Origin of the sequence: Dokdonia sp. (genome assembly GCF_039945015.1) — a bacterium.
Lineage (GTDB): Bacteria > Bacteroidota > Bacteroidia > Flavobacteriales > Flavobacteriaceae > Dokdonia.
This window is the reverse complement of sequence record NZ_JBDUXP010000018.1, coordinates 487,343-514,157: the sequence shown is the minus strand read 5'-3', so window position 1 is coordinate 514,157 and position 26,815 is coordinate 487,343. Positions and strand designations below refer to the sequence as shown.

Below are 26,815 nucleotides of genomic sequence, written 5' to 3'. Positions count from 1 at the left end.
TCACTATTAATATCGCTTCTAGTCCTTAAAAGAAGGAAGCATTTTAATCTTATTTTAGGATTAGTTTCTGAGTGCTATTGTCTGTTTGAACAAAATAAATTCCTGCTTGTAAATGAGTAAGATCTAATTGTATATTGTTATTAATACTATTCATTTTATATACAGATTGCCCTAATGTATTATATACAGATACGTCTCCTATAGATGAGTTAGACGTTATTTCTATAATTCCAGAAGATGGATTAGGAAACATAGAAGTTTCAGTGGCATCTTCAAATGTAGTAACGCTAAGGGCATCATTTTGTTTTACAAGAGTAAAACCACTGCTTCCACTGAGTACAATATTACCACTTTCAAAAAATGGATATACGTTCCATAAACCAGATGTACCTACATTATTACTACTAGGAACTGTATCAAAATATCCGACTTCGTTTATGTTTTGATTTGCAATATCTGATATATCTATCACTCTCATCCCTGCTCTATAACTTGCAAGGTAGAATAAGTTTCCTACGACATATCCATTATGATCTGTAGATAGATTTGTGCCTTCATATTCAAAATGAAGTACTGGATTGTCTAAATCATCAAAATCAAATACAATGGTTCGAGTATTAAACCCAAAGCCTAATTCATCTAACTCATCGCCTAGTAAAAAATAGCGTTGATCTTCTGTAAACCATCCTTGGTGTGTGTATCCTATATTTGGGTATGTGATTGTCGAAATCTCTACTGGATTTGCTTTGTCTGTAATATCTACAATGGCAATCTCGTCTTCATTACTTCCTATAAGTATTTCACTCCCTATATAATCTGTGTCTGGGCCGCTGTAAGTAACTACTTGTGCATCATGGCTATATGCGTTTGCAGAATAACCACCTTCTCCTACAGGATTTACAGGGTCTTGAATATTTATAAAATGAGGTCCACCAGAAAAAGTTTGTGTTCCAACACCATATGCATAACCAGATTCTGTATTAATAACAATATTATGAGCACTCCCAAATCCATCGTAATGAGCGGTCTCCGTAAAAGTGAGAGGAGGGTTTGTAACATTACGTAATTGTGTGAGGTCAAAAACTTGCATCCCATGTCCACCAGCTTCACTCACAACAAAAGCATGGTTTTGATATACTTTTATATCTCTCCAAGAACTTTCTGTAGTATGAGTAGGTAATTTTCCTAGATATACTACATTGTTAGGATCTGAGATGTCTACAAATGCGGTACCATTACGTAATCCAATAAGCGCATATTCTTTACCATCTAGAGGGTCTGTCCATCCCCAACTGTCATTTGTAAATGTAGTATCCATCTGGCTATTCGTCAATCTGTCTTGTAAATCATATCCTTCACAAGGAAATCCTCCTGCGTCATTGTCACTACATGGGGTTTGCGCAATTATTGTGTTTGAAATTTGGAGAAATCCCAAAATGATACATAGTTGAGTAATATAATTTTTCATAGCGTTGACTTTTTTATGTAGGATAGAGTAAACATATAAAATTTACGAAGTAAATATGTTATGTTTGATCAAGTATTACGTGTCAATATTCAAATATATAACAAGTCAAGGTTCAAAATTCCCAGTGATACTTGATAAATTGTTTGAAAATGGAGAGAAAATTATACCCTTCGATTGCGGTTTATTACCTTTGCGATTATGTTAGAAAACAAAGATCAAGGGAGAACTTCGTTAGAAGAATTAGGTGAATTTGGATTGATAGATCATCTTACAAAACACTTTGAAATTACTCAAAAGAGTACAGTAAAAGGCGTTGGAGATGATGCAGCTATATTAGCCTTTTCTGATCAACAAATTGTGGTGACTACGGATCTTCTTATAGAAGGAGTGCATTTTGACCTAAGTTATGTTCCTTTAAAACATTTGGGATATAAAGCGGTGATGGTTAATCTTTCTGATGTATATGCTATGAATGCAGTTGCAAGTCAGATTACGGTGTCTATTGCAGTTTCTAATCGTTTTCCTTTAGAAGCACTAGAAGACTTATATGTAGGAATTCAGACGGCTTGTAAAAATTATGAAATAGATTTAATAGGAGGAGATACTACATCGTCTACAACAGGACTTGTAATAAGTGTAACGGCTATTGGACAAGCACCAGCAGAAAAAATCACATCGAGAGCAACGGCAAAACCTAATGATCTTTTAGTAGTAACAGGTGATGTAGGAGCAGCCTATATGGGATTACAAATTTTAGAAAGAGAAAAAGCTGTTTTTAAGGTAAACCCTAATAGTCAACCGGACTTAGAACAGTACGCATATATTGTAGAACGTCAATTAAAACCAGAAGCAAGAAAAGATATTATTGCTTTATTTACATCTTTAGAAATAGTGCCTTCATCTATGATTGACATAAGTGATGGCTTATCTTCAGAAATACTGCATATATGCAAAAATTCTAAAGTAGGTTGTAATCTTTATGAAGATAAAATCCCTTTAGATCCACAAGTAATAAGTACCTGTGAAGAATTTGATATAGATAGTACGACCATTGCCTTGAGCGGAGGCGAAGATTATGAGCTGTTGTTTACTATACATCAGGATGATTATCCTAAAATTAAAGCAAATCCTAACTTTACAGTTATTGGGCACATAACGAGTGAAGATGAAGGGGCACATCTTATTACTCGAGGCAATACTAAAATACCTCTAGTAGCTAGAGGTTGGAACGCATTGCAATCTAATGATTAACGTACTGCTAATTTTCTAGTGTAGAAATTTTCATAAACTTCGTTAATACGACGTAGTTTAGGAGTAAGTGGTGTGTAATGTCCGTAACCATCTAATGTAAATTGCTTTTTGCAATTTGCACATTCAAATTCTTTGATGTTAGATTCATATCTTTTTGTGATACGATACTTATGTCCAAAAACTTTGCATTGTAGATTTGAAAATGGACTGTAGGTTGGTTCAGTTTTGGTTTTAGTTGTATTCATGGGGTCTGGGGTTTAATAGTGATACTAATGTAAATAAAATCTACAAACAACACAAAATTATCGATGAAATACACGATAATTTAACAATTAAGAATATTTTGCCAACATTTTGTTACGTTAAACTGATGTTTTTATATAATGTACTTGTTAAAAAGGTATCATAATATCTTAAATCCATCGTGTAGGTGTCTATATAAGTATATAGACTATGATAAGAAATCTAGTAAAAGTTTGAGTACAGATTCTTTATTTGATATATGACTCATATGTCCTCCTTTGATGATTGCAAATAGATCGAGATGTGATTCAAATTTTTCTTTCTGCTCTTGTGCCTGAACAATCCAATCACTCTCTCCTAGGATCATTCCTTTTTTAAAAGGAGCTATTTTCCAAAATTCAGAAGAATCCTCTCTTAGTCGCATTCCATCATTAGACGCAATATATCCTTGTACAGGAGTTTGAAGCGCTTCTTTAAGAGCTAGTGCTATTTCTTTGGCATATGTTTCTTTAGTTGTAGGGTCAAAAAGATTGATAAAAGACATACGTACGAGTTGATCAAATTGAGTTTTGGCCATAGTATTAGCACGCATGCGTAATTGTTTTCGCTCTTCAGGGTCGGCTTCTGGGGTTGAATTAAGGAGACATAATGCTTTTAATTTTTCTGGGTACGCTTTCGCGAAAGCTAACCCAACATATCCCCCCATAGAATGTCCAATAATTGTAACATCCATGAGTTGTAACGTATCAATAACATGATACACTGCCGCCGAAAGATCCTGCATAGTATGTATGTATCCCAAACATCCTGAGGTGCCATGACCTAATAAGTCAATACAGATTACTCTATGACTTTTTGAGAGCTTTGGAAGAAAAACGTCCCACATAGAACTGTTTTCTAAAAACCCGTGTAGGAACACAATAGGATCTCCTTCTCCTTGATCTGTATAAAAAATGGTTGTACCCTTATGAGTAATGTTCATTTTGGCTTATCTTGAAACGCAAATATCAAGTAAGCTATGAAATTTACCAAACAAACTTTTATCACTGCATTTGCATTATTTTCTCTGTTTTTTGGAGCGGGCAATCTTATTTTCCCTGCTTTTTTGGGGTATAATGCAGGAGATGGTTGGTTTATGGTAGCTCTTGGTTTTATAATCTCGGCGGTAGTGATTCCTATTCTTGCAATTTATGGACATGCAAGACTGCAAGGAACGATGATGGATTTTGGAAAAAAAGTATCGCCAGCTTTTGCTCTTATATATTGTCTTATAGTATATGCGATATCTATTGCATTGCCTAGTCCTCGTACGGCTTCTGTGACATACGAAATGGCTATACAACCATATTTTGAGTTTTCGTCTTGGGGATTGAGTTCTATTTATTTTATACTCGTATTAGTATTTGTACTTAATCGTTCTAAGATTATGGATATCATAGGAAAGTTCTTAACACCAGGAATTTTAATCATTTTAGGGTCCATTATATGTATAGGTCTTTTTGGAGATTATGAGCCCTTACGTGCTTCTACTTATGTGAGTAATATTACGAGTGGGATTCTGGAAGGATATCAAACTTTTGATGCTATAGGCGGAGTTTTAGTAGGTGGTGTTCTTGTCGTTTCCCTAGGACTTAAAGGAGCTTCAAAAGAAGAAAGTAAAAGTGTAATAGCAAAAGCAGGATTGTTTGCTGGAATTGGATTTGTGGTGATGTATGTTGGACTTATAGCGCTTGGTGCAGCAAATAGTGGGACGCTTGTGGTAGATAATCGTACCGATTTATTAAGTCAGCTCAGTTATAATACATTAGGAGATATGGGGAGAGCAGCGTTAGGAGTGTTGGTTGCTTTGGCTTGTTTTACGACGGCTGTAGGTATTGTAACAGGAACCGCCGATTTCTTTAAAGGACTATTTAATGAATCTAAAACTGCTTACATCGTTACAGCAGTTATTAGTTGTATTCTTGGAGTTGTCATGGGGCAGTTTGATGTACATTATATTGTTGAGGTCGCGATTCCTGCATTAATGTTTATTTACCCTATTACAATTGCGCTTATTTTACTCAATGTATTACCAGAACGATATGCTTCTCCTATTGTTTTTAAGGCGGTAGTGGCTGTGACAATACTCTTTAGTTTACCTGACTTTTTATCGACAGTAGGTCTTGCAGAGGTTGTAAAACCAATACAAGAATTCTTACCATTAGGGACGATTACATTAGGTTGGTTATTGCCGGCACTGATCACTTTTGTTATTGTGAATGCAATGTCTTTTAAAAATAAAAACGAATCTTAAAAACTCACTTCACTTTTAAGACTTTTAATAACAGAAAAAGCGCGATCTACTAAAAAATCCTTCACAAGAATAGTAAACTCATTTGTGGTAGAAACAACTTCATGTAAAGGAATTCCATCCCATGCAAGTCGTTTAAATAACTGGTAATATAACCCAGGGACCTTGGAGTTGTCATGAGGTAGATTAATACTAATAGCAGATAGGTTTTCCTCTATTCCTAATTGTGTTTCTTTGGTGAAGCTTTGCGTTATTTTATCTCTTTCAGATGAAGATATGATGATATTACTCTCTAAAATACCTCTTGTAAATGCATAAAAAATACTTCTATCTGTTGTAATGTTTTCTAAAATCTTTGCGTGACTCTGTATTAAGGTAGGAGAATTTTGGAATGTAAAATCAGTAAGATTAGATCGAACAGTAATATCTCCTAAGTTTTTAAGAATACGTTGCATCTTTTGTGTGTTACTCGCATGAAGAGGAGGGCTGTAACGACGCAGTGCCATCATAATTGCTCCCGTTTTTACAGTCTTATGTAGCCTCTTTTCTATAAGAGGTTGTATATGCTCTGCAAGTGCAGAATAATTAATAATGTTCCTTGATAACGCTTCTTCAATAAAAGGTTGTGTGATAATAATTTCTTCAACACAAGAGGCAATTGTTTTCATAATTGTTAATTATATAACATTTTGTGTAAAAATAGAATAATTTTATCATTTATAATGATTAGACATCAGTTAAGAATACTTTAGTGCTGTAAAAGAAATGGAAATGCGTGTATTAAAGTTTGGCGGTACTTCTGTTGGGTCTATAGAAAATATAATCCAGGTAAAGGATATTATTAATGATCAAGAGAAAAAAGTAGTTGTTTTATCTGCAATGTCAGGTACAACAAATGCGTTGGTTACTATTTCTGAACATATTAAGAATGAGCAAAAGAGTAAAGCTTCGGCAATTATAGATGGATTAGAGATTTCCTATAAAGAAACAACCCAAGCATTGTTTTCTAATGAAGAGATCCTACTTAATGTACAAGAATATGTGCAAGACATCTTTTATTATTTAAGAAGATCTACAGATAAGAAGTATGATCAATTATTATATAATACAATTGTCTCTTATGGAGAGTTACTCTCTACATATATTTTTAGTGCCTACATACGTCAAGAAGGAGTAAGAGTGCAACTTTTACCAGCCCTAGATTTTATGAGGATAGATAGAAATAATGAGCCAGATAATTTTTACATCCGCCAGAATATACATAGAATCATAGATGAATTACCTGTGGCAGATGTATATGTAACACAAGGTTTTATCTGTCTAGATGTAGATGGACAAGTGTCTAATTTACAACGTGGCGGAAGTGATTATACTGCGACTATTATAGGAGCAGCAATACGTGCAGAGGAAGTACAAATATGGACAGATATAGATGGTTTTCATAATAATGATCCTAGGTTTGTCACTAATACAACACCAATATCAAATTTATCATTTGATGAGGCAGCAGAGCTGGCTTATTTTGGTGCAAAAATCCTTCATCCGCAAACAGTGACTCCTGTACGTGAATTAGATATCCCGGTACGATTAAAAAATACGATGGAACCTAATTCTTATGGTACATTAATTACACATGATGTACACGGAGAAGGTATTAAAGCAATTGCAGCAAAAGACGGAATTACCGCTATCAAAATAAAATCAGGAAGAATGCTTCTTGCTCATGGTTTTTTGAAAAAGATATTTGAAATTTTTGAAAGATATGAGACGTCTATAGATATGATTACAACTTCAGAAATAGCTGTGTCATTAACAATAGATAATGCAACACACTTAGAAGCTATTGTAGAAGAACTCGAGCGATTTTCTTTTGTAGAAGTTGATAATGAACAATCTATTATTTGCTTAGTAGGTAATTCAATCATATACCATAATCAAACACATAAGCTTTTTCAAATCCTTCAAGATGTCGATGTACGCATGATTTCTTATGGAGGTAGTCATAATAATATTTCTCTATTGATTCACTCGGATCATAAAATAGAAACCCTACAACGGTTACATAGATATCTTTTTGAGTCTATCACTGTGTAAAATTAATGAAAAAGGAAGTTAGTTTAGTTTATTTATTACCTGTTGGGGAGGCTACTTAATTTAAGTAGCCTCTTTACTTTTTAAACTTCTGTATGTCAATAGATTTATGTGTAAATATATCACGTTTTTACTTCTAGTATTATAATCATTTTAGTGTAAAATTGACTTTTAATTGCACCCTCTTAAATTACGATTTATAGAAATAAACTGCTTCTATTCTTAATGTGAATGAGCGCTGTTATGTGTATATGTGTAGTATGAAAAAGAGAAGTATTTTACATTTCCTAAATGTTGTCGATATTCCTTTATATCCTAATAATCAGTTATTTTAATATGTATTTTCTTACAAAAATCACATGGATTTAATTATTTTTTTTAAAAAATATGGTTTAAGTTTGAACTACAGACCAATTTTGTAGTCTAATATTATGACTATAGAACACTATTAACTTTAACCAAGGGGATTATGAGAGCGATTATTTTTTTATTGGCAATATTGACAATGTTTGTTTCGTGTCAGAATGATGATGATTATCAGAGTATAGATCAAACACTTGTAGATGATACATTAGCTGAATTAATTATTGATGCTTCAGGAGGAGAAGGTTCTTCTTTTTTCATACTTCCAGATAGTGATGATTTTACAGCAATCCCTCAAGATCCTTTAAATCCTATTACTTCTGCAAAGGTAGCCTTAGGTCAATTATTATTACATGAAACTGCAACAGGAGGTGACCCTAAGACAGAAGGGAGAGAATTTCAATATGCCTGCGCTACCTGTCATCCGGTGGCTGCAGCATTTAATGCGGGAAGACGACAAGGGATTGGAGAAGGAGGAATAGGGTTTGGACTAAAAGGAGAAGGTCGTTTTGTTGATCCTGAGATGCCTATAGATTCTCTAGATGTACAACCAGTACGTGTACCAACGCTTTTAAACTTGGCATATCAAGATGTAGCTTTATGGGATGGTCGTTTTGGCGGTACAGGAACCAATGAAGGAACAGAAGCAGGATGGACTGAGATACCTGAAAACTTTGAAGGATTTCAAGGTATAGAGGTACAAGCCATGCAAGGACAAGATGCGCATAGACTTTTAATAGATGAAGGATTTGTAGATACTTTTAGCTATAGAGAACTGTTTGATGCTGCATTTCCAGATGTCCCAGAAGAAGAACGATATTCTAGAAAAACGGGAGGTCTTGCTATAGCAGCATTTAATAGAACATTATTAGCAAATAGAGCACCTTGGCAAGAATACCTAAAAGGAGATTTAAGTGCTTTATCGAGACAACAAAAACGAGGTGCTATTGTCTTTCTTGACCAAGGAAAATGTGTGCAATGTCATACAGGTCCTGCTCTTAAAGATAAAGGATTTCATTCCTTTGGATTTGGAGATTTTGATGGAGCTCCAGATGCGGTAATTAAGCCAGATGTAGATATTACTGCTGTAGCAAAAGGAAGAGGGAATTTTACAGGAAATACAGATGATGATTATAAATTTAAAACACCTACGTTATACAATCTAATAGACGGAGGAATCTTTGGTCATGGAGGTACATTTACATCTATTAGAGATGTGGTTGCCTATAAAAATGAAGGTGTGTCACAAAATGCTGTCGTACCGTCAGGCCAACTAGCCGATCAATTTGGAGGGTTAGAATTAACAGAGGCTCAGATAAGTGATTTAACTGTTTTTCTTACCGAAGCATTAAGAGATTCTGACTTAACAAGATATGTTCCTGAAGCTTCTAATAGTGGATTTTGCTTCCCAGCAAATGATGATCAAGCTAGGGTCGATATTGGATGTGACTAAATAAAGAACCCGTGGCGTATATAGATAATTCATTAGTTTCCTTTTTTTGCAATATTAACTAACTTACCAGAAGAAAGTAATTAAATGAAACACTATTGATTGTCTCTGTTAGGGAGAGAGAATTGAAGATGTTTTTTCTAGATGCGCCACGGGTTTTTATTATAATGCCGTTGCTGTTTCTATAGGAAGTAATCTAGAATCTTCAAGGGCAGCAGTACGATGTCCAGTAATAGCAAGGTATTTTTCGTTTTGCGCAAATGCAAGAAATGTAGAAGCATCTTTATGTTTTACTAGTAAAACAAGATCCCAATCTTCTTGAGAAGGACCTATTAAAAAAGAATTACTTTTTCCAGCAAATAGCACTTCGCTTCCCGCTTCTTTTAAAAACGGAAGTGTATAATCCATATATAATTGATATGCTTCTTTACCAGAAATAGCCTCTTTTGGAGCTATAGATGGGGAATGAGAATAATCTGCTATATCTTTAAATTTTAAAAGATTAAGCATAACGATCGTTCCTTTGGGAGGATTAGAAAAGTAATTTCTACCAGCTTCAGGAGTCACCTCTAGAAAAGATGTTCTTGACATGTAGTTTTATTGATATTTGATTTATAACAGTACGCTTTCGCGAAAGCGTACCATACAAGATGTTCGTTATTGGATCTTGATTACTAGTTTACTTGAATACTTACCGTATAATCCTCAAGAGGAAGTGGTACAGTTTCTTCTGGATAAGGTTGTAATGCTATTAATTCTATGTGTAAATCAAAAATTGACGCACTTGTTGGAAAATTAAGCCCTTCGTTAATGTATCCTGCAGTATTCAGTGTAAAATCCATAGACTCATCTTCATTTGCTATAGTCATTTTCACTTCAGCATTACCCCCCCAAACACAATTAATATTTGAAGGACATCTACCATCATCTATCTTTTTTAAAGTTATTGTAATGTTTCCTTCCTGATAAATTATGGATTCATTACCTGATGAATCATCATCATTTGAACAGCTAAAAAAGAATGTTATAATAAGTAGTGTAATCCCAATTGCTTTATTAAAATTCATAAGTATTAATTATAATGTGCTATAACTAAGACTCAAGAATATCAATTTGGTTGCGTCAAATTATTCCCAACAATAGATTATTTCTTATGGGAATGTATTAAGAATTCATAATATCCTCAATCTCTTCTACTGTAATTGGAATGTCACGCATCAGGTTAAATGGTACTCCTTTTTCTTGAATCACCACATCATCCTCTAGCCTAACCCCAAAACCTTCTGCAGGAATATAAATCCCAGGCTCTACAGTAAACACATTGTTAGCTTGCATAGGCTCGTGTAATAGTCCATAGTCATGTGTGTCCAGTCCCATATGGTGACTTGTACCGTGCATAAAGTATTTTTTATAAGCAGGCCAGTTTGGATCTTCATTTTGAATATCGGCTTTGTCAAGAAGTCCTAAACCTAATAACTCAGAAGTCATAAGTTTTCCTACCTCTACATGATACTCTTCCCAATATGTTCCAGGAACAAGCATCTTGGTAGCATCACCCTTTACACGTAAAACTGCATTATACACTGCTTTTTGGCGATCGGTAAAACGACCATTTACAGGAATGGTACGTGACATATCACTTGAGTAATTTGCATACTCTGCTCCTACATCCATAAGGATTAAATCTCCATCCTTACACTGCTGATTGTTCTCTATATAATGTAATACATTTGCATTATTACCAGAAGCTACAATAGGCGTATATGCAAATTTCTTAGAACGATTACGTAAAAACTCGTGCATGTATTCTGCTTCGATTTCAAATTCCCAAACACCTGGTTTTACAAATCCTAATACACGACGGAATCCTTTATTGGTAATATCACATGCCGTTTGAATTAGGTCAATCTCTGTTTGATCTTTTACAGAGCGTAAACGTTGTAAGATAGGATTACTCTTTGCAACACTATGTGCAGGATATTTTGCTTTCCACCATTTTGTAAAACGATCTTCACGTGTCTCTGTTTCTACAGCAGCACGATAATGTTCGTTTGTATTTACATATACGGTATCTGCATACGCCATTAACTCAGCAAATATTTTTTCTAAATCCTGAAGCCAAAACACCGTTTTTACTCCAGCAGTTTCAAGTGCTTTTTCTTTGGTTAGTTTTTCTCCTTCCCAAACAGCTATATGCTCATTAGTCTCTTTTAAGAATAAAATCTCACGGTACTTTTCTTTAGGGCAATCAGGAAATAATACAAGAATAGACTCTTCTTGATCAACGCCACTTAAATAGAAAATATCTCTTTGTTGCTCAAACGGTAACATCGTATCTGCACTTACAGGATATAAATCATTGCTATTAAAAACAGCGAGACTATTAGGCTTCATTTGTGCCATGAAGTTCTTGCGATTTTTGATAAAAAGATTGCGGTCTATTGGGTGGTATTTCATAACTGTATTGTTTCAAGAATTATAGATACCCAAAAATAAGGATTGCAATTTTTAATAAATACGCCAAATGGCATTATTTTATATTTTTCCTAATTCTGCTCATGTGTCTGAGCGAAATGCCTAAAAAAGAAGATAAATAATGTAATGGCACTTTTTGAAGTAATGTAGGTTCGTTTTGTAATAACTTTTGATACCGTTCTTCAGGGGATAATGTCAATAAATCAATGCGGTGATCATCAATCTTATAAATCTGATTTTCTATAAGATTGTAATAAAAGGTATGAAAAGCTTGATTTTCTTGCATAAGACGTTCAAAATCTTGAATGGTGATGACGAGTAAGGTACAATCTGTAACTGCTTTGATGTTTTTTCTAGAAGGCACTTTGTTTTTAAAACTATTAAGAGCTGCAGTACAGGAATTTTTTAAGGCGAGATACGTGGTTTTTTCTTCTCCTAAAATATCAAGAGAGTGCTGTAAAATGCCTTTTTTTATATAACAAAAGTAAGTAGAGACGGTTCCTTCGGTAACAAAGAAATCGTTTTTTGAAAGTTGCGTTTGCTTAAAAGCTTGGAGAATTTCAGGAACGAGATGTGTTAATTTTTCATCATTAATGACATCTAATACATAGGTTTTAAAATTGTCATTAGTAGGAATCATGCTTAACTTCTTTCGTTTTTGAGTTTTATCAAAAATACAACATGTGTTTTAGTATTATTTGTATATACGCTTTCGCGAAAGCGTACTTAACTCAATTAAATGCTTGATTTACTCAATTTCATAATGTAGCGCAGTTATAATTCTTAGATTTGGAATATGCAATTCAAATCTTTTAGTTTATTAATCATACTAATTTGTTGTTTTCTTCTAGTCCCTACCATCCTTTGTGGGCAAACTGAACTTAGAGAACCAGATTATATTTTTATTGAAGATGATGTTTTTATAGAAATATATCAAGACCATGATTCTTTACGCACTAATGAACGATATTATGAAGATTTTAAACTTCACGATGATTTTTATTCCTATAAAGATTTAAAAGCATTTAAAGATGAATGGGATGTCGAAGAAGGAGACCTTATATATTATTCTCAATTAAAACCATTTTCTAGAGATATTGAGCATAAGGAGATTCGTTACAAATATGTAGTTGGGAAAGAACGTTATTTTCATTTTTTAAAAAATAAATGGGTCCATATTTATTCAAAAAAAGAAGGTGATTTTTTTAGATATGAAGAAGATACTTTTCGTTATTCATTTCTAGATGATTATGAAGGTAAGTTCCTTATGATTTTTGGAGAAGGTTTAGGGTTGACAGTATTCTATTATGTTGGGGATATTATGGACTCATATGTAGAACGCTATCCTTATTCTTTATGGGAGACTGTTCGGGTTTTAATTAATCCCTATTTAACTGATTCGGATGGAAAAAAAAACATCCTATTTGAGTTTGGGTATGGTTTTGAGATTCGAAAGAAAGAAAACAAATATGGTGTATATGATCTATTTTTAGATAAGATAGTTGTTGATTATGTATATGATGAGATACAATTAGAACGCAACATTATTGTGAGAAATGGAGACACCTATGGACTTCTAGATTATTACGGGAAAGAGTTAATGCCGCTAGAATTTAAGATCATTTCGTATTGTAATGACAACCTCCAATACCTAACCAAAGAACAGGAACTCTTCTATAAAAATGATAAAGGAGAGCTAATACGTCCAGAAGCTATTGACTATGAGAATTGGACACCTAGTTATGAGAGTTATAAGAAAGAGAACCCTACTGCAAATTATGATTGGAAATTTATAAAGAAAGAAGATGGATTTTATCTTGTTACTAAGAAAAGTGGGATCCCAAATGAATTGATAGAACAACCTATTCAAATTCAAAATTGGGAACAATATCAAAAATTAGTGTTTGCCTCTGGAAAATCAGAAAATATAGGTTCTATGTATCAATATATTTTTGCTGAAAAACCTTCTGGAAAATATGATATGTTTTATCATGATTTCAATCCTAATTTCCTTCTTTTTGAAAAAGATATAGATAATTTTAAGATTAAGTACTTACCGTATGGTTGTAGAACAAACTACCATAACTTTTATATTACCATTCATAAAGAGGGTTTAGTGAGGATTCCGGATTATGCTAAAGGCGCTTTTAAATACACTTCTTTAGATCAAAGTTTTGGAGAGTATTACCGCTTCACCCTACCAAACGGTCGTAAAGGTTGGGTACATACAGAAGGAAATGAATATTTTGATGATGAGTAAATTCTTAAATCTTGTTAAACAAAAACCAAAAATTTTCATAAAATCGGGTATTTCAGTACTTTCAAGGCGCTAAAACAAAACCAAAATGAAAATACGCACTCTCCTATGTGTAGGTGTTTCTGTGTTCGCTTTCGCGAAAGCGTACCCACAACAGCCTGCAACATCAGCATCTCAAGTACAACAAGCACTTACTCAAAAACGTACAGCAGCACAAAGCTCCCTCGTTAAAAACCTTCCTTTTGAGAATATAGGACCATCCGTTATGAGTGGTCGTGTGGTCGATCTTGCCGTAAATCCAGATATGCCTTCAGAGTTTTATGTAGGTTATGCTAGTGGTGGATTATGGTATACAAATAACAACGGAACAACTTTTACGCCTTTACTTGATACAAGTGATACCCAAAATGTAGGTGATATTGCTGTAGATTGGAAAAGCGGAACCATCTGGGTAGGAACAGGAGAAAATAACTCTTCAAGATCTAGTTATGCTGGAATCGGTATTTTAAAATCGACAAATAAAGGAGCTACTTGGCAACATGTAGGATTGCCAGACTCACATCATATAGGACGTATTTTGATCAACCCTGCAAACCCCGATGAGGTAGTTGTAGGAGCTGTAGGTCATTTATATTCTACCAATGATGAACGTGGAGTTTATAAAACAAAAGATGGTGGAAAAACGTGGTCAAAAACACTTTTTATAAATAATCAAAGTGGGATTATAGATATAGATCACGATCCTGCAAACTTTAATTTAATGTATGCTTCGGCTTGGGATAAAGATCGTAAAGCATGGCATTTTGAAGGAAGCGGTTCTGGTTCTGGAGTTTATAAAAGTACAGATGGAGGAGATACCTGGCAAAAACTAGGAGGGTTTCCTTCTGGAGATGGAGTAGGACGTATTGGTCTTGCAGTATATGATGCAAATACAGTATATGCTGTGCATGATAGTCAGTTTCGCCGAAAGGCAGATAAAAAAGGAGGCAATAGTTCTGGGAATGGTCTTACAAAAGACAATTTTAAAACGATGAGTACATCCGATTTTCTAGCTCTTGAAAATACAAAGCTTAATACCTTTTTAAAGCGTAATAATTTTCAAGAAAAATATCGAGCAGAAAATGTAAAAGCAATGGTACGTAATGGTTCTGTAAAGCCAATTGACCTTGCAAAATATCTAGAAACAGCAAATACACAACTTTTTGATACTCCCGTTACAGGAGCCGAAGTATATCGCTCTGACGATGCTGGAAAAACATGGAAAAAAACACACGATGGATATCTAGATGATATTTATTATAGTTATGGATATTATTTTGGAGAAATCAATGTAAATCCACAAGACGATCAAGATATTTATATTTATGGGGTGCCTATAGTGGCTTCAAAAGATGGTGGAAAAACGTTTAAGAATATTGGAGGAGAAAATGTGCATTCTGATCATCAAGCATTATGGATTAATCCTAAAAATGAAAAACATCTTATTAACGGAAATGATGGAGGTTTAAATATTACCTATGATGATGGTGATAATTGGATTAAGGCAAATGATCCTGCGGTAGGACAATTTTATTCGATTCAGATAGATAATGAAGAGCCTTATAATGTGTATGGAGGATTGCAAGATAATGGTGTTTGGGTAGGAGCGTATAATGCACCAGAAAATAAAAGCTGGCAACAAAGTGGGCAATATCCTTGGGAAAGTATCATGGGAGGTGACGGTATGCAAGTACAGGTAGATAACCGTGATGCAAACCTAGTGTATACAGGATTTCAGTTTGGAAATTATTTTAGAATCAATCGTGAGACAGAAGAATTTAAACGTTTTAATATCAAGCATGAGCTAGGAGAGAAGCCGTATCGTTTTAATTGGCAAACGCCTATTTTATTAAGTCCACATAATCAAGATATCTTGTATTTAGGAGGTAATAAATTAATGCGTTCTATGAATCAAGGAGATGACTGGACGGCGATTAGTAACGATCTTACCCATGGAGGAAAAGATGGAAATGTAGCATACGGCACACTCGCTACAATTAGTGAATCCCCATTTCAGTTTGGATTAATCTATACGGGAAGTGATGACGGAAAAGTCCATGTGACAAAGAATTCTGGCGGTAATTGGACAGATATAAGTACTAGTTTTCCGAAAGATTTATGGGTTTCTAGAGTAGTTGCTTCTGAGCATAAAAAAGAACGTGTGTATGTTACCTTAAACGGATATCGATGGGATGATTTTACAACCTATGTGTATGTGTCTGATAATTATGGACAGACCTGGAAAAATATTTCAGGAAATATCCCAATGTCTCCCGTAAATGTGATTGTGGAAGATCCTAAAAAGGATAACATCATATATGTAGGAACAGATAATGGAGCTTATGTGAGTGTAAATGGTGGAGATAGTTATCACGCTTTCGCGAAAGGATTGCCAGCCGTAGCCGTACATGATATAAAAATTCAGAAAAGAGAAAATCACCTACTATTAGGAACTCACGGACGAAGCATTTACAAAGCAGATCTTACAACTGTTCAAGAGATGGATGCTAGTAAAAAAACACAACTTTTTGACGTAGCTTCTATACGCAGTTCACCTCGTTGGGGAAATAGCTTTAGTATGTGGAGAGATGCTTTTGAGCCCTCGGTAGATGTATCTTATTTTGCAACCTATGCAGGAAAGTTTTCGCTAGTTGTTAAAGATGCAGATGGAAAAGAACTACAACGTATGCCACTTAATCCACAAGCTGGAATTAATGTAATAGACTACGATCTTTCAATTACCGAAAAAGGGAAAAAAGCATTAGAAAAAGCAAATACAGAACTTAATATAAGAAAAGGGAGTAATGGAAAATATTACTTGCCTAAAGGAACCTATATTCTTGAGCTTGATGGTGGCGGCGGAAATGCCGTTGCTGCAACAACAAAGCTAGAGGTGAAATAAAGCATACTATTGGTCGTTTAAGAACCAGTTATTCATCAATCATCAATCACATATGATCAAATCAATCGTCACATTCATAGGGGTGCTCTTTCTGAGCACCCTTTATGCTCAAACCAATACCAATAATTTAAAAGTTTTTTTAGATTGCGACTTTTGTGATCAAACCTATATTAAACAAAATCTTGATAATGTAGAGTTTGTAAGAGACCAGAATTTTGCAGATGTGCATTTGTTTTTTAGAACACAACGCAACGGTAATGGAGGACAAAAATATGACGTTGAGTTTATTGGGAAGAACGATTTTAAAGGGGTAGATGATCTAGTTACATTTTCAACCAATACAGATATGACAAATGATGCTGTGAGAAATCATATCCTCAAGTATCTTAAATTAGGATTGGTACGGTATTGGATCAAAAAAGGAACGGTAGACAATGTTTCTGTAACCGTAGTTTCTAATGAAAATGAAGATGCAGAAGATGTAAAAGACCCTTGGGATTATTGGGTGTTTCGTGTAGGAGCCAATGGCTTTTTTAATGGACAAGAGTCAAGTAAGTTTAGCAACTATCGTTTAAACGTATCTGCAAGAAGGGTTACCGACAAGAACAAATTTAACTTTAGGGTCAGTTTTAGTGAGAATAAATCAACATTTAGTTTTGATGATGAAGATATTATAGCCATTAATAACGGGAAATTCTTAAATATCAATGATGTTATTAGTATTTCAGATCATTGGTCTGCAGGAGCATTTGCTTCCTTAGGATCTTCAACCTTTAGTAATCGAGATTTCTTTTGGACGTTTAAACCAGCTATAGAATATAATTTCTTTAAATATGAAGAATCTGCAAAAAAGCAATTAGCACTTTCATATAGAGTTGGTGTCGTAAACAATAATTATATAGAACGTACTGTATTTGGAGAGGTAAAAGAACAATTGTGGGAACATAATATAAGTCTAGGAGGAAGTATCAATCAGAAATGGGGGAACCTGTTTGCGCAAGCATCTTTTGATCAATTTTTAGATGATACGACACTTAACTCTTTAGAATTCTCACTAGGGGCTAGTGTACGATTATTTAAAGGATTCTCATTTAATGTAAATGGTAATTATGAGATCACACGTAATCAGATTAATTTACCAGCAGGTGATGTGTCTCTAGAAGAATTATTGCTACAGCAACAACAATTACAATCTGGGTTTAACTATTTTGTAAGTGTTGGATTGAGTTATTCTTTTGGATCTATCTACAACAGCATCGTAAATCCTAGATTTAACTTTTAGACATAGTACTTTCCTAATGCATATATGCTTGATAGTGAGGTAGCACTATTAAAGCGTAGATTATATATGTAATCCAATCCTATGGTTTATTCGTACATTGATAGTATATAAATGATTACACATTGGATTGGAATATTGGAAATATAACGATATGTATATTGTCTTCAGTGCTTGTTCTTTGCGCTGTATGGCGCTTGCTAAGTGTTTCCAGAAAAACAATTACTGGGAAGTCTCTTAATTGGCTCCTTATAGCTTCTGGAATGACAATTATTCAAGTCATACTGGTAGATGCTCGTGTGATAGATGTTTTTCCTATAGTATATTTTTTCTTCATTCCGTGGCAATTTATCGCTCCTGTCTTTTTTTCTTTATTTATATGTTCCTATCTGGATAGGATGTGGGAATTCAAAAAGTATAAAAGACTTCTAATTACACCTTTTATTCTGTTCTTTATTCTGTACACGATTTTAAAAGTAAATGCCTTGTTAGGGTATTCGTTTTTTTCAAAAGGAGTATCTATTACTATTGGTGCCGAATGGGATGAGAATCTAGCGGTGCTTTTTGCCTTCGTAAATGGTGTTTGGAATTATAGAATGATAAAAAATTATGAACGAACATTATTAGGAGCCTCTTATAAAACAGTGTTAGAAAAAACAAACTGGCTTCGGTTGATGTATACATTACTAGTGATATTATGCAGTATTTGGATTCTAGTGATTGTATATCTCAAAGTAACTAAGTTTGAGAAAGGAATGATAGCATATTATCCGCTTTGGTTTCTGTTTTTGGGTTTTTACTTTGTTTTTCTATATATAGGAGATCGTCATTTGAAAACAAAAATGAAAGAAGCAGAAAAGAGGCAACTAGCTTTTGAAAAGATGGTTACAGATTTTCAAATAGAAGGATTAAATAAAATTTTTGAATCTAATGAGTTGCAAAACATGATAGGAGATACCTATGATGTCACGCGGGTATTAAGCTATTTTGCAACCTCTCTTTTTGATAAGCGTAATGAAGATGATGTACTTTGGGATATCGTAAAAAATGCAATAGGGAAGCTTAATCTAGAAGATTGTGTGATTTATATGGTAGATAAAGAACGTGATGTGCTAGTACAAAAAGCGACCTATGGAAATAAAGACAAAGGAACGCGTAAGATATTAAGTCCAATAGAAATTCCTATGGGAGAAGGTATTGCAGGAGCTGTTGCAAAGTCGCACCAATGGGAATGTATACAAGATGTAAGTCAGGATTCTAGATATGTACTAGATGATATACAACGACAATCAGAACTAGCTGTTCCTATTCTTTATGAAGGAGAAGTTTTGGGGGTTTTAGATTCTGAACATTCTGAAAAAGAATTTTTTACAAAACAACATATATTTACTTTTCAACTTATAGCAAAACTTACTGCTACAAAAATCAAACAACTTGTAAAAAAAGGAACGGTCACAATTACAAATGATAATGGGTATTATAAAGAGCTGTGCTTCTTGCTTGAAAACGAAAAAATCTATAAGAATCCAGATATAAGTTTAAGGAGTATTGCAACCAGATTAGATATAAGTGTTACATACTTATCCCAACTTATTAATAAGATAAGCGGTGTTAATTTTTCTGATTTTGTAAATGAATATCGAGTAAAAGAATCTCAAAAACTACTTACACATCCTAACTATTCTGGATATGCCATTCTTTCTATAGGTTTAGAATCTGGATTTAATTCTAAGAGCACATTTTATGCTGCTTTTAAAAAACACACGGGTGTTACTCCTTCTATTTATAGGGCAAAAGCCCCATTTGAGTCCTAAATCTTTCAGACTGTATAATTACGGACAAGGGCAAAAGAGGCTCACTCTAAGTTTGCTGCATTATTAACTATAAATTTTTTTATCATGAAAAATGTAATGCAATTAAGTAGATTATTATTAGCAGGAATATTAGGGGTTAGTTTAGTAATAAGTTGCTCTCCAGAAGATGGAAATATTGGGCCTCAAGGTCCACAAGGAGAACAAGGTATTCAAGGACCCGCAGGAGAAAATGGTCAAAACGGAACAGATGGCCAAGATGGAGAACAAGGAGAGCAAGGCGAACAAGGTGATCCAGGAACCGCAAATGTGATTTATTCAGATTGGATTCCTTCTGGTTTTGATGATCCTATCACAGATGATTTTGATCAATTTGAATTAGATGTACCACAGTTAAATGAAACCATTCAAGATTCGGGTGTTATATTAGTGTATGCACGTAGAGCAACATTGATTTATCCTATCCCCGTTACTTTTTTTGGTAGCCTTCATGAAAATTATAATTGGAGATTATTAACAACCAATGATGATTTTATAGCGGTTAGAGTAAACTCAACAGATGGAAGTGTTATTGGATCACCATTTTTAAATGATGAGTATCGTTATGTGTTAATTCCAGGAGGACAAGAAGCAGAGGGAGGACGTACGATGAGTGCTCAAGATTATCAGAATATGAGTTATGAAGAAATAGCCCAAATGTTTAATATTAAAGATTAAGCTAGATATAAGCTATGACAAAAAAAAGCCTCTATTGCTCAAGCAATAGAGGCTTTTTTTGTTATTTAATACATTGTGAAGAAAGTGTTTCTATATTCAATTTTGTATTTTTAAGGATGTCCCACAACCACTCTCATAGTCATTCTCATGACACCAAAAATATAAAGACAGCTTTTTTTCTAAATCTTGTCTTTACGATTATAGAAATTATTGGAGGTATTATGACTAATAGTGTTGCTATCATGTCAGATGCGGTACATGATTTAGGAGATAGTCTATCGTTAGGACTTGCGTGGTATTTTCAAAATTACTCTAAGAAAAAAAGAAGCCCTTCTTTTAGTTATGGGTATGGTCGCTTCTCTTTACTAGGAGCGATTATAAACTCTGTTGTTTTAGTTGTTGGGAGTATCTTTATTTTTATAGAAGCAATTCCAAGACTTGTAAACCCACAGCAACCAGAAACGCAAGGTATGATGATTCTAGCAGTACTTGGTGTTGTCTTTAATGGAGCTGCAGTATTGCGTTTAAAAAAAGGAAGTAGTGTAAATGAACGTGTCGTTTCTTTACACCTGCTAGAAGATGTTTTGGGATGGATAGCCGTATTAATAGGATCTATTGTGATGCACTTTTTTGATATCCCTATTATAGACCCTATTTTATCTTTAGGAATTGCACTTTTTATCTTAGTAAATGTGTATAAAAATCTAAAGCAAACTATCCAGATTGTGATGCAAGGAGTGCCTGATGATACAAATGTAAAAGAAGTAGAACGTAGATTGTTAGCATATCCAGAAATAGAAGACGTTCATGATATTCATATTTGGTCTATGGATGGAGAATATAATATTATGACGGCTCATCTAGTGGTGAAGAATAAAGAAAAACTCTTAGAGCTTGAACCTCTTAAAAAGAAAATTCGTGAAGATCTAGAGGAGTTGCATGTAGAACATGCGACACTAGAATTTGAATCTGTACATGAGAATTGTGACGTTATAGATTAATTCTAGAAATAAAAGAACATTATTGTAACAAAAAAAGGTGTTGTTTGTCTATTAGGGCATCTATTATATACTTACATAAATATACATGACAGGGCAACCTCAGTTTTCACTTTTTGATCTTCTTATGTTGATTGGAATTACGCAAGGCGTAGTGATGAGTATATTGTTATTTCGTTCAAAAAACAATAAACGGAGTAGTCCTTTTTTAGCACTAGGTATACTTGCTTTTTCTTGGGTAAATACAAAACCACTTTTACATACATTACATCTTTGGGACACTCCTTTTTTTAGGTATTTTCCTAATGGAGCAGATGTGGTAATCGCACCGCTTCTTTATTTTTATTTTATTTCTCTTATAGATGGTAAGTTTCGCTTTTCGCGAAAGCAGATCATACATTTTATACCATTTATCGTATTACAAATATATTTCTGTATCGTATACTTTTCATTAATTGGAACTTCAAATTTTGATGAGAAAGACCGTATTGCAAATAGTTTCTATTTTAATCTTGCAAAAGATTTCGAAACTTATATAACGCTTACCACAGTAGTTATTTATCTTTTTCTGTTTATTAAAAGGTTAAAAACATATAAAGAGTGGCTCAATAATGTCACATCAGACAGTACGTTTCCAGATTTTAAATGGCTTAGAAGCTTGATGTGGCTCTCTGCTGTTATTGGTGCTTTCTTGTTCTTTAATTATGGTGCAGATTTCTTTTTTGGACTTAGAAATAGTACAGATCTTCATTGGTCTACTTTTTCGCTTTTTGCTTCTTTTTCTGTGTATTATTTAGGAGTTATAGGGTATAAACAACCTAATTACGAAGTAGGCGTTCAAGATGATATTTCTGAGGCGTCGTTTCAAGAAAAAGAACAAGCAATAAAAACGATCTTACCTACTCAAAAAAGTATAGAAATAGAACAAGCTATTAGATATGCATTAAAGGAAGATAAAGTCTTCTTAAATCCTACATTAAATATTCAAGAGCTTTCGCGAAAGCTTTCTCTGTCACAACAAGAAGTGTCTCAGGTAATCAATGCTAATTTTCATAAAAAATTCAGAGATCTTATTAATGAATATCGCGTAGAAGAAGTAAAGAAAAAACTCCATAGCAAAGACATGGCGTATATGTCTATTCTAGGTATTGCGTTGGATTGTGGTTTTAACTCAGAAGCTACGTTCTATCGAATTTTTAAAAAAAATACAGGTCTATCTCCAAAAGAATATAGACAGCAGTCCAAATAACCTGTTTTTTTGCTCTCAAAACACGTTTTGAGAAGTATCAGTACTATAAAAACCCTTTGTTTGTAGTGTATTACAAAAAAATGATTGAATTCATTTTTGTGATACCATCATCAAATCAAAAATCAAAAACAAACAAAGACGATTATGAATTACCTCTTTAAAGCATGCTTATTTTTTATTTTTTGCATCACATGTAATTCCTGTGCCCAAGGAAAAAAACCATTAATACCTCATGAAGTTACCGCATTTGTACACGTACATGTACTCACCATGAATGACTCTGTTCCTTTGAAGGACCAAACGGTTATTATAAAAGATGGGGTCATAACAGAAATAGGAGATTCATCTACAATCCAGATCCCTGAAAATGCACTGACAATTGACGGAGACTATAAAAAATATATAACACCTGGATTAGTAGATACACATGTCCATCTTCATAGATCTAAGGTAAAAGAATGGATCACTTATTTTGTTTCTAATGGAGTGACCACAGTTCTAAACTTAAAAGGTGATAAAAAGACTTTAGCACTTAAGGAAAAGGCTAAGACTGGAAAGTTATTGGCACCAGATATTTATACCTCAGGACCATTTATAGGTGCTAACAGTAAATCGCTTGATAAGATTACCAAAAAGGGAACAGAAAAAGAAGTTTTGAAACAAAAAAAGGCTGGGTATGACATGATGAAGATTCATGGGGACATGACTTTAGAAGTCTATCAACATCTTATGGACTTTTCAAGACAAGAAGGAATGCATGTTATGGGACATATACCACGTAATCTAACATTTCAAGATGCCATAGATGTAAGACAGTTATCGCTTGCACATGCCGAAGAAATGATCTATACACAATTTCCAGAACTCGATGCAGAAGAGATTGCTCCTTATGCCAAACAAGCTGGAGATATGGGAATGTGGCTTATACCTACCATGACCGCTTTTAATACCTTATCAAAATCTTGGGCAGACCCAAGTGTTATAGATGCTGTGATGGAACTTCCAGAAACCAAAGAATTGCATCCATATATTCAAAAAATTTACAGACAAGATTGGTATGGTAGTCGTGATCTAGGTTCTAGAGATTTTTTTCAAAGAGCAAATGCATTTCATAAGCCACTAGTAACAAGTATGCATCGTTCTGGAGTTCAATTATTATTAGGGACAGATGCACCTATGCCTGCAGTACCTCCTGGAATTTCTTTACACAACGAGATAGATCTTATGCTCTCTATAGGAATGACACCTTATGAAACTCTAAAAATGGGAACATATAATGCAGGAGTATATGTAGCAACTCATATGGATACACAAGCAAAATTTGGTCAGATTAAAGAAGGATACAGAGCAAATATTTTATTACTTGAGTCCAACCCGTTAAAGGATATGACTATTTTAAGAAATCCAGAAGGAGTGATGCAAGGAGGTAGTTGGTATAATCAGAAGGCTTTGAAGGATATGATAACTTGGTAGCGTGATTCTTTTTCAAAAAGTTACATTTTCTGGGTACGCTTTCGCGAAAGCGTACTTCTCATAACTAGAACTATTACGAGTGACTAATGGCTGTTCTTAAAATATATAGATAACCGCTTAGGTAGACAAGTTTTTACTCTCAAAATGTGTTTTGAGAAGTATAGCGTGTAAGAATAGACGTTGTTTGTAGCATCAATCAAAAATTAATCAAAATGAAACTTAAAAAAATAATAAAAATACTCGTGGGGAGTATCTTGAGTTTGCTACTCGTAATTCTCATTTTTTTACTACTACCAAGGGTAGGTAATCCTTCACCCGCTTTCCAGACTGAACTTGCCTATGGTAAACCTCTTTCAGAAGAAATTAATACATTACTAACGCCAAAAATAGAACCTGAGCGAACAAGAGCTATACTCATTCTTGAGAATGAAAAAATCATCTATGAATATGGTCCAACCGATAAAATAATGAATACAGCTTCTATACGTAAATCCCTTATGGGTGTATTATATGGGATTGCAGTTAATAAAGGACTCATTGATATAAATAAAACCTTAGTTGAACTAGAGATCGATGAATATACACCATTAACTAAAGAAGAAAAGAGTGCCACTATACAGGATTTACTGATGGCAAAATCGGGTATTTATTTACCGTCTCAAGGAGAACATGATGCTCAGATAACAGATCGCCCAAAAAGAGGTAGTCATCAACCAGGAAGCTACTTTCATATGAATAATTTTGATGCAAATGCATTGGGCACCATTTTTATTCAAGAAACGGGCTCTTCTATTGGGACGTTTATGGAAGAGCATTTAGCAAAACCACTAGGGATGCAAGATTTTTCGGAAGATAATGTGATACTAGGTGACCCGTGGTTTTGGCCAAAGAAGAAATCGATGCATAAGCAATATTATATGTATCTAAGTACACGAGATCTAGCGAGAATAGGAGCTATGGTAGCAAACGATGGTCGTTGGAACGGGAAACAAATCTTGCCTAAAAAATGGATTAGAGAGAGTACAACGTCGTATAGTAACCTTAAGGAGAACCATATTAACTATGGGCGTTATGATGGATTTGGATATCAATGGTGGATCGCTTCAGATACAGGAACTATATGGACAGATGGATATGGTGCGCGATTTATGATCATTGATCCAAGTAAAAAAGTAACATTAGTAGAACAAAATTTTACTGGAAACTCTTTCCTGTCAACAGGACTTTGGTTGATGAATAGAAATAGAGATTCTGGCTTAGATGGTTTGATAGAAGCACATCGTATGATTATCAAAAAGAAAACTCATTAACTACGCACAATAAGGGGACACCCTATTAGAATTAGAGATATTCAGATCCTTCTCGATCAAGAATGTCCCTTTAAAACAGATAAGAGCCATAGGGTCTCAAAAGATCAATCAGAAATTAATCAAAATATTTATGAAGTCAGTGCTAGATAAGATTTTAGAATCTATAAAAGAGCCCAATACTAAAAGCAGAAAAATTAATATTGATACGTTTATTTTCGATTGAAAATAGGATGTGGTATTATAAAGATATTCGGTGCGCTTTCGCGAAAGCGTACTTAATACCTTTATTATCGTTTAAAAAATGGACATAATTCTTTTTGTGATGTACTCTTTTTGAAAAGATGTCAAATTAAGGAACAATGTTTCTTATAATCATTCTAAATAGAATGAATACTTGCCGTCTAAAGTTGTTAAAATAACGTTTGCGCCTTACATTTGTGTGAATTCTTTTAAATCAACTTTTAATGAGCGGATTATTAAAATCATCCATAGGTAGAAAAGTGGCAATGGCACTTTCAGGCCTCTTTCTCGTTGTCTTTCTTACACAACATTTTGTTATTAATTTACTGTCAGTCTTTTCGGAAGAAACGCACAATACAGTATCTCACTTTATGGGAACAAATCCAATAGTGCAATTTGGATTGCAACCCATCTTAGTTTTTGGTGTGTTTTTCCATTTTATTATGGGAATTAAGTTAGAACTTCAAAACAGAAAATCTAGACCTGTAAAATATGTGAGTTATAAAGGGAGCGCAAACGCTACTTGGATGTCACGTAATATGATCTACACAGGATTGGTGATACTAGCCTTTTTAGGACTACATTTTTATGACTTCTTTATTCCTGAATTAATTCATAAATATGCAGAGAATCATGCTTTAGAGCCTGGTGATTCCACTCGTTATTATGCAGAGACAATACATAAATTTGAGCAACCTTGGAGAGTAGGACTCTATGTAATATCATTTGTATTATTAATGTTGCATTTATTACACGGATTCCAATCATCTTTTCAATCTGTTGGATTTAACAATAAGTACTCTAAAGCACTTAAAGGATTTACTAGAGCGTGGGCGATTATTATCCCGTTAGGATTCATCTTTATAGCTATTTATCACCATTTTAATCAACTTCCACATTAAAACAACA

The 26,815-nt window shown here is 34.0% G+C and carries 22 protein-coding genes; 14 read left to right on the top strand and 8 right to left on the bottom strand.

All coding sequences use genetic code 11. The annotated features are described in order from the left end of the window. Positions 1–49 precede the first annotated feature (49 nt). Positions 50–1,468, bottom strand: coding sequence for a choice-of-anchor B family protein (locus tag ABJD27_RS13845; RefSeq protein ID WP_348163494.1), 1,419 nt, complete (start codon positions 1,466–1,468; stop codon positions 50–52). 198 nt (positions 1,469–1,666) lie between these two features. Between ABJD27_RS13845 and thiL the strand changes: the two genes are divergently transcribed. Further along, positions 1,667–2,719 (top strand): thiamine-phosphate kinase, encoded by a 1,053-nt coding sequence (gene thiL / locus ABJD27_RS13840; protein ID WP_348163491.1) that lies wholly within the window; start codon positions 1,667–1,669, stop codon positions 2,717–2,719. Here the strand turns inward: thiL and ABJD27_RS13835 are convergent. Together ABJD27_RS13835 and ABJD27_RS13830 are read right to left on the bottom strand one after the other, a co-directional pair. Next, positions 2,716–2,964: a hypothetical protein gene (locus ABJD27_RS13835; protein ID WP_348163488.1), complete on the bottom strand. Its 249-nt coding sequence runs from the start codon at positions 2,962–2,964 to the stop codon at positions 2,716–2,718. The two genes, thiL and ABJD27_RS13835, sit on opposite strands and share 4 nt — an antisense overlap. 206 nt (positions 2,965–3,170) lie before the next feature. Then, the gene (locus tag ABJD27_RS13830; RefSeq protein ID WP_348163485.1) at positions 3,171–3,944 is read right to left on the bottom strand and encodes an alpha/beta hydrolase; all 774 of its coding nucleotides are present in this window, start codon (positions 3,942–3,944) and stop codon (positions 3,171–3,173) included. 36 nt (positions 3,945–3,980) lie between these two features. On the opposite strand from ABJD27_RS13830, the gene brnQ reads away from it, so the two are divergent. Next, positions 3,981–5,255, top strand: a complete 1,275-nt coding sequence (brnQ, locus tag ABJD27_RS13825) for a branched-chain amino acid transport system II carrier protein (RefSeq protein ID WP_348163482.1) — start codon at positions 3,981–3,983, stop codon at positions 5,253–5,255. Here the strand turns inward: brnQ and ABJD27_RS13820 are convergent. After that, a complete protein-coding gene (locus tag ABJD27_RS13820) occupies positions 5,252–5,920 on the bottom strand; it encodes a hypothetical protein (RefSeq protein ID WP_348163479.1) in 669 nt (222 codons plus the stop codon). The genes brnQ and ABJD27_RS13820 overlap by 4 nt on opposite strands. Positions 5,921–6,023: 103 nt before the next feature. Here ABJD27_RS13820 and ABJD27_RS13815 point away from each other — a divergent pair, with 103 nt between their 5' ends. Both ABJD27_RS13815 and ABJD27_RS13810 read left to right on the top strand, forming a co-directional pair. After that, complete coding sequence (locus tag ABJD27_RS13815; protein ID WP_348163476.1) at positions 6,024–7,346, top strand: aspartate kinase; 1,323 nt, start codon at positions 6,024–6,026, stop codon at positions 7,344–7,346. Positions 7,347–7,812: 466 nt separating this feature from the next. Beyond that, entirely contained in the window at positions 7,813–9,159 is a 1,347-nt protein-coding gene (locus ABJD27_RS13810; protein WP_348163473.1) for a cytochrome c peroxidase, read from the top strand. Between the two features lie 159 nt (positions 9,160–9,318). On the opposite strand, the gene ABJD27_RS13805 is transcribed toward ABJD27_RS13810, so the two are convergent. The 4 genes from ABJD27_RS13805 to ABJD27_RS13790 all read right to left on the bottom strand — a co-directional run bounded on the left by ABJD27_RS13805 (position 9,319) and on the right by ABJD27_RS13790 (position 12,271). After that, entirely contained in the window at positions 9,319–9,747 is a 429-nt protein-coding gene (locus tag ABJD27_RS13805; protein WP_348163470.1) for a DUF1330 domain-containing protein, read from the bottom strand. An 83-nt stretch (positions 9,748–9,830) separates the two neighbouring features. After that, positions 9,831–10,223 carry a hypothetical protein gene (locus ABJD27_RS13800; RefSeq protein WP_348163468.1) on the bottom strand — a complete coding sequence of 131 codons (393 nt, stop codon included), beginning with the start codon at positions 10,221–10,223 and terminating at the stop codon, positions 9,831–9,833. 97 nt (positions 10,224–10,320) lie between these two features. Then, positions 10,321–11,613, bottom strand: coding sequence for an aminopeptidase P family protein (locus ABJD27_RS13795; RefSeq protein WP_348163465.1), 1,293 nt, complete (start codon positions 11,611–11,613; stop codon positions 10,321–10,323). A 73-nt stretch (positions 11,614–11,686) separates the two neighbouring features. Continuing rightward, complete coding sequence (locus tag ABJD27_RS13790) at positions 11,687–12,271, bottom strand: Crp/Fnr family transcriptional regulator (RefSeq protein ID WP_348163462.1); 585 nt, start codon at positions 12,269–12,271, stop codon at positions 11,687–11,689. 156 nt (positions 12,272–12,427) lie between these two features. Between ABJD27_RS13790 and ABJD27_RS13785 the strand changes: the two genes are divergently transcribed. The 10 genes from ABJD27_RS13785 to ABJD27_RS13740 all read left to right on the top strand — a co-directional run bounded on the left by ABJD27_RS13785 (position 12,428) and on the right by ABJD27_RS13740 (position 26,808). Further along, on the top strand, positions 12,428–13,891 hold the full coding sequence (locus tag ABJD27_RS13785; protein WP_348163459.1) for a hypothetical protein: 1,464 nt from the start codon (positions 12,428–12,430) through the stop codon (positions 13,889–13,891). An 85-nt stretch (positions 13,892–13,976) separates the two neighbouring features. Further along, complete coding sequence (locus ABJD27_RS13780; protein WP_348202055.1) at positions 13,977–16,829, top strand: glycosyl hydrolase; 2,853 nt, start codon at positions 13,977–13,979, stop codon at positions 16,827–16,829. 52 nt (positions 16,830–16,881) lie between these two features. Continuing rightward, positions 16,882–18,111, top strand: a complete 1,230-nt coding sequence (locus ABJD27_RS13775; RefSeq protein ID WP_348170210.1) for a hypothetical protein — start codon at positions 16,882–16,884, stop codon at positions 18,109–18,111. 122 nt (positions 18,112–18,233) lie between these two features. After that, positions 18,234–19,922, top strand: coding sequence for a helix-turn-helix domain-containing protein (locus ABJD27_RS13770; protein ID WP_348170207.1), 1,689 nt, complete (start codon positions 18,234–18,236; stop codon positions 19,920–19,922). An 84-nt stretch (positions 19,923–20,006) separates the two neighbouring features. Further along, on the top strand, positions 20,007–20,636 hold the full coding sequence (locus ABJD27_RS13765) for a hypothetical protein (protein ID WP_348170204.1): 630 nt from the start codon (positions 20,007–20,009) through the stop codon (positions 20,634–20,636). A 116-nt stretch (positions 20,637–20,752) separates the two neighbouring features. Continuing rightward, positions 20,753–21,637 (top strand): cation diffusion facilitator family transporter, encoded by an 885-nt coding sequence (locus tag ABJD27_RS13760; RefSeq protein ID WP_348170201.1) that lies wholly within the window; start codon positions 20,753–20,755, stop codon positions 21,635–21,637. Between the two features lie 85 nt (positions 21,638–21,722). Continuing rightward, positions 21,723–22,883 carry a helix-turn-helix domain-containing protein gene (locus ABJD27_RS13755; RefSeq protein WP_348170198.1) on the top strand — a complete coding sequence of 387 codons (1,161 nt, stop codon included), beginning with the start codon at positions 21,723–21,725 and terminating at the stop codon, positions 22,881–22,883. Positions 22,884–23,027: 144 nt separating this feature from the next. Then, positions 23,028–24,356, top strand: a complete 1,329-nt coding sequence (locus tag ABJD27_RS13750) for an amidohydrolase family protein (protein WP_348170195.1) — start codon at positions 23,028–23,030, stop codon at positions 24,354–24,356. 212 nt (positions 24,357–24,568) lie between these two features. Then, the gene (locus ABJD27_RS13745; RefSeq protein WP_348170192.1) at positions 24,569–25,666 is read left to right on the top strand and encodes a serine hydrolase; all 1,098 of its coding nucleotides are present in this window, start codon (positions 24,569–24,571) and stop codon (positions 25,664–25,666) included. 464 nt (positions 25,667–26,130) lie between these two features. Further along, a complete protein-coding gene (locus tag ABJD27_RS13740) occupies positions 26,131–26,808 on the top strand; it encodes a succinate dehydrogenase cytochrome b subunit (protein WP_348170189.1) in 678 nt (225 codons plus the stop codon). Positions 26,809–26,815: the final 7 nt, after the last annotated feature.

Bases quoted from the DNA above. Each gene is read 5' to 3' on its own strand.
- ABJD27_RS13845 (WP_348163494.1), bottom strand. From the start codon at position 1,468: ATGAAAAATTATATTACTCAACTATGTATCATTTTGGGATTTCTCCAA.
- thiL (WP_348163491.1), top strand. From the start codon at position 1,667: ATGTTAGAAAACAAAGATCAAGGGAGAACTTCGTTAGAAGAATTAGGT.
- ABJD27_RS13835 (WP_348163488.1), bottom strand. From the start codon at position 2,964: ATGAATACAACTAAAACCAAAACTGAACCAACCTACAGTCCATTTTCA.
- ABJD27_RS13830 (WP_348163485.1), bottom strand. From the start codon at position 3,944: ATGAACATTACTCATAAGGGTACAACCATTTTTTATACAGATCAAGGA.
- brnQ (WP_348163482.1), top strand. From the start codon at position 3,981: ATGAAATTTACCAAACAAACTTTTATCACTGCATTTGCATTATTTTCT.
- ABJD27_RS13820 (WP_348163479.1), bottom strand. From the start codon at position 5,920: ATGAAAACAATTGCCTCTTGTGTTGAAGAAATTATTATCACACAACCT.
- ABJD27_RS13815 (WP_348163476.1), top strand. From the start codon at position 6,024: ATGCGTGTATTAAAGTTTGGCGGTACTTCTGTTGGGTCTATAGAAAAT.
- ABJD27_RS13810 (WP_348163473.1), top strand. From the start codon at position 7,813: ATGAGAGCGATTATTTTTTTATTGGCAATATTGACAATGTTTGTTTCG.
- ABJD27_RS13805 (WP_348163470.1), bottom strand. From the start codon at position 9,747: ATGTCAAGAACATCTTTTCTAGAGGTGACTCCTGAAGCTGGTAGAAAT.
- ABJD27_RS13800 (WP_348163468.1), bottom strand. From the start codon at position 10,223: ATGAATTTTAATAAAGCAATTGGGATTACACTACTTATTATAACATTC.
- ABJD27_RS13795 (WP_348163465.1), bottom strand. From the start codon at position 11,613: ATGAAATACCACCCAATAGACCGCAATCTTTTTATCAAAAATCGCAAG.
- ABJD27_RS13790 (WP_348163462.1), bottom strand. From the start codon at position 12,271: ATGATTCCTACTAATGACAATTTTAAAACCTATGTATTAGATGTCATT.
- ABJD27_RS13785 (WP_348163459.1), top strand. From the start codon at position 12,428: ATGCAATTCAAATCTTTTAGTTTATTAATCATACTAATTTGTTGTTTT.
- ABJD27_RS13780 (WP_348202055.1), top strand. From the start codon at position 13,977: ATGAAAATACGCACTCTCCTATGTGTAGGTGTTTCTGTGTTCGCTTTC.
- ABJD27_RS13775 (WP_348170210.1), top strand. From the start codon at position 16,882: ATGATCAAATCAATCGTCACATTCATAGGGGTGCTCTTTCTGAGCACC.
- ABJD27_RS13765 (WP_348170204.1), top strand. From the start codon at position 20,007: ATGAAAAATGTAATGCAATTAAGTAGATTATTATTAGCAGGAATATTA.
- ABJD27_RS13760 (WP_348170201.1), top strand. From the start codon at position 20,753: ATGTCCCACAACCACTCTCATAGTCATTCTCATGACACCAAAAATATA.
- ABJD27_RS13755 (WP_348170198.1), top strand. From the start codon at position 21,723: ATGACAGGGCAACCTCAGTTTTCACTTTTTGATCTTCTTATGTTGATT.
- ABJD27_RS13750 (WP_348170195.1), top strand. From the start codon at position 23,028: ATGAATTACCTCTTTAAAGCATGCTTATTTTTTATTTTTTGCATCACA.
- ABJD27_RS13745 (WP_348170192.1), top strand. From the start codon at position 24,569: ATGAAACTTAAAAAAATAATAAAAATACTCGTGGGGAGTATCTTGAGT.
- ABJD27_RS13740 (WP_348170189.1), top strand. From the start codon at position 26,131: ATGAGCGGATTATTAAAATCATCCATAGGTAGAAAAGTGGCAATGGCA.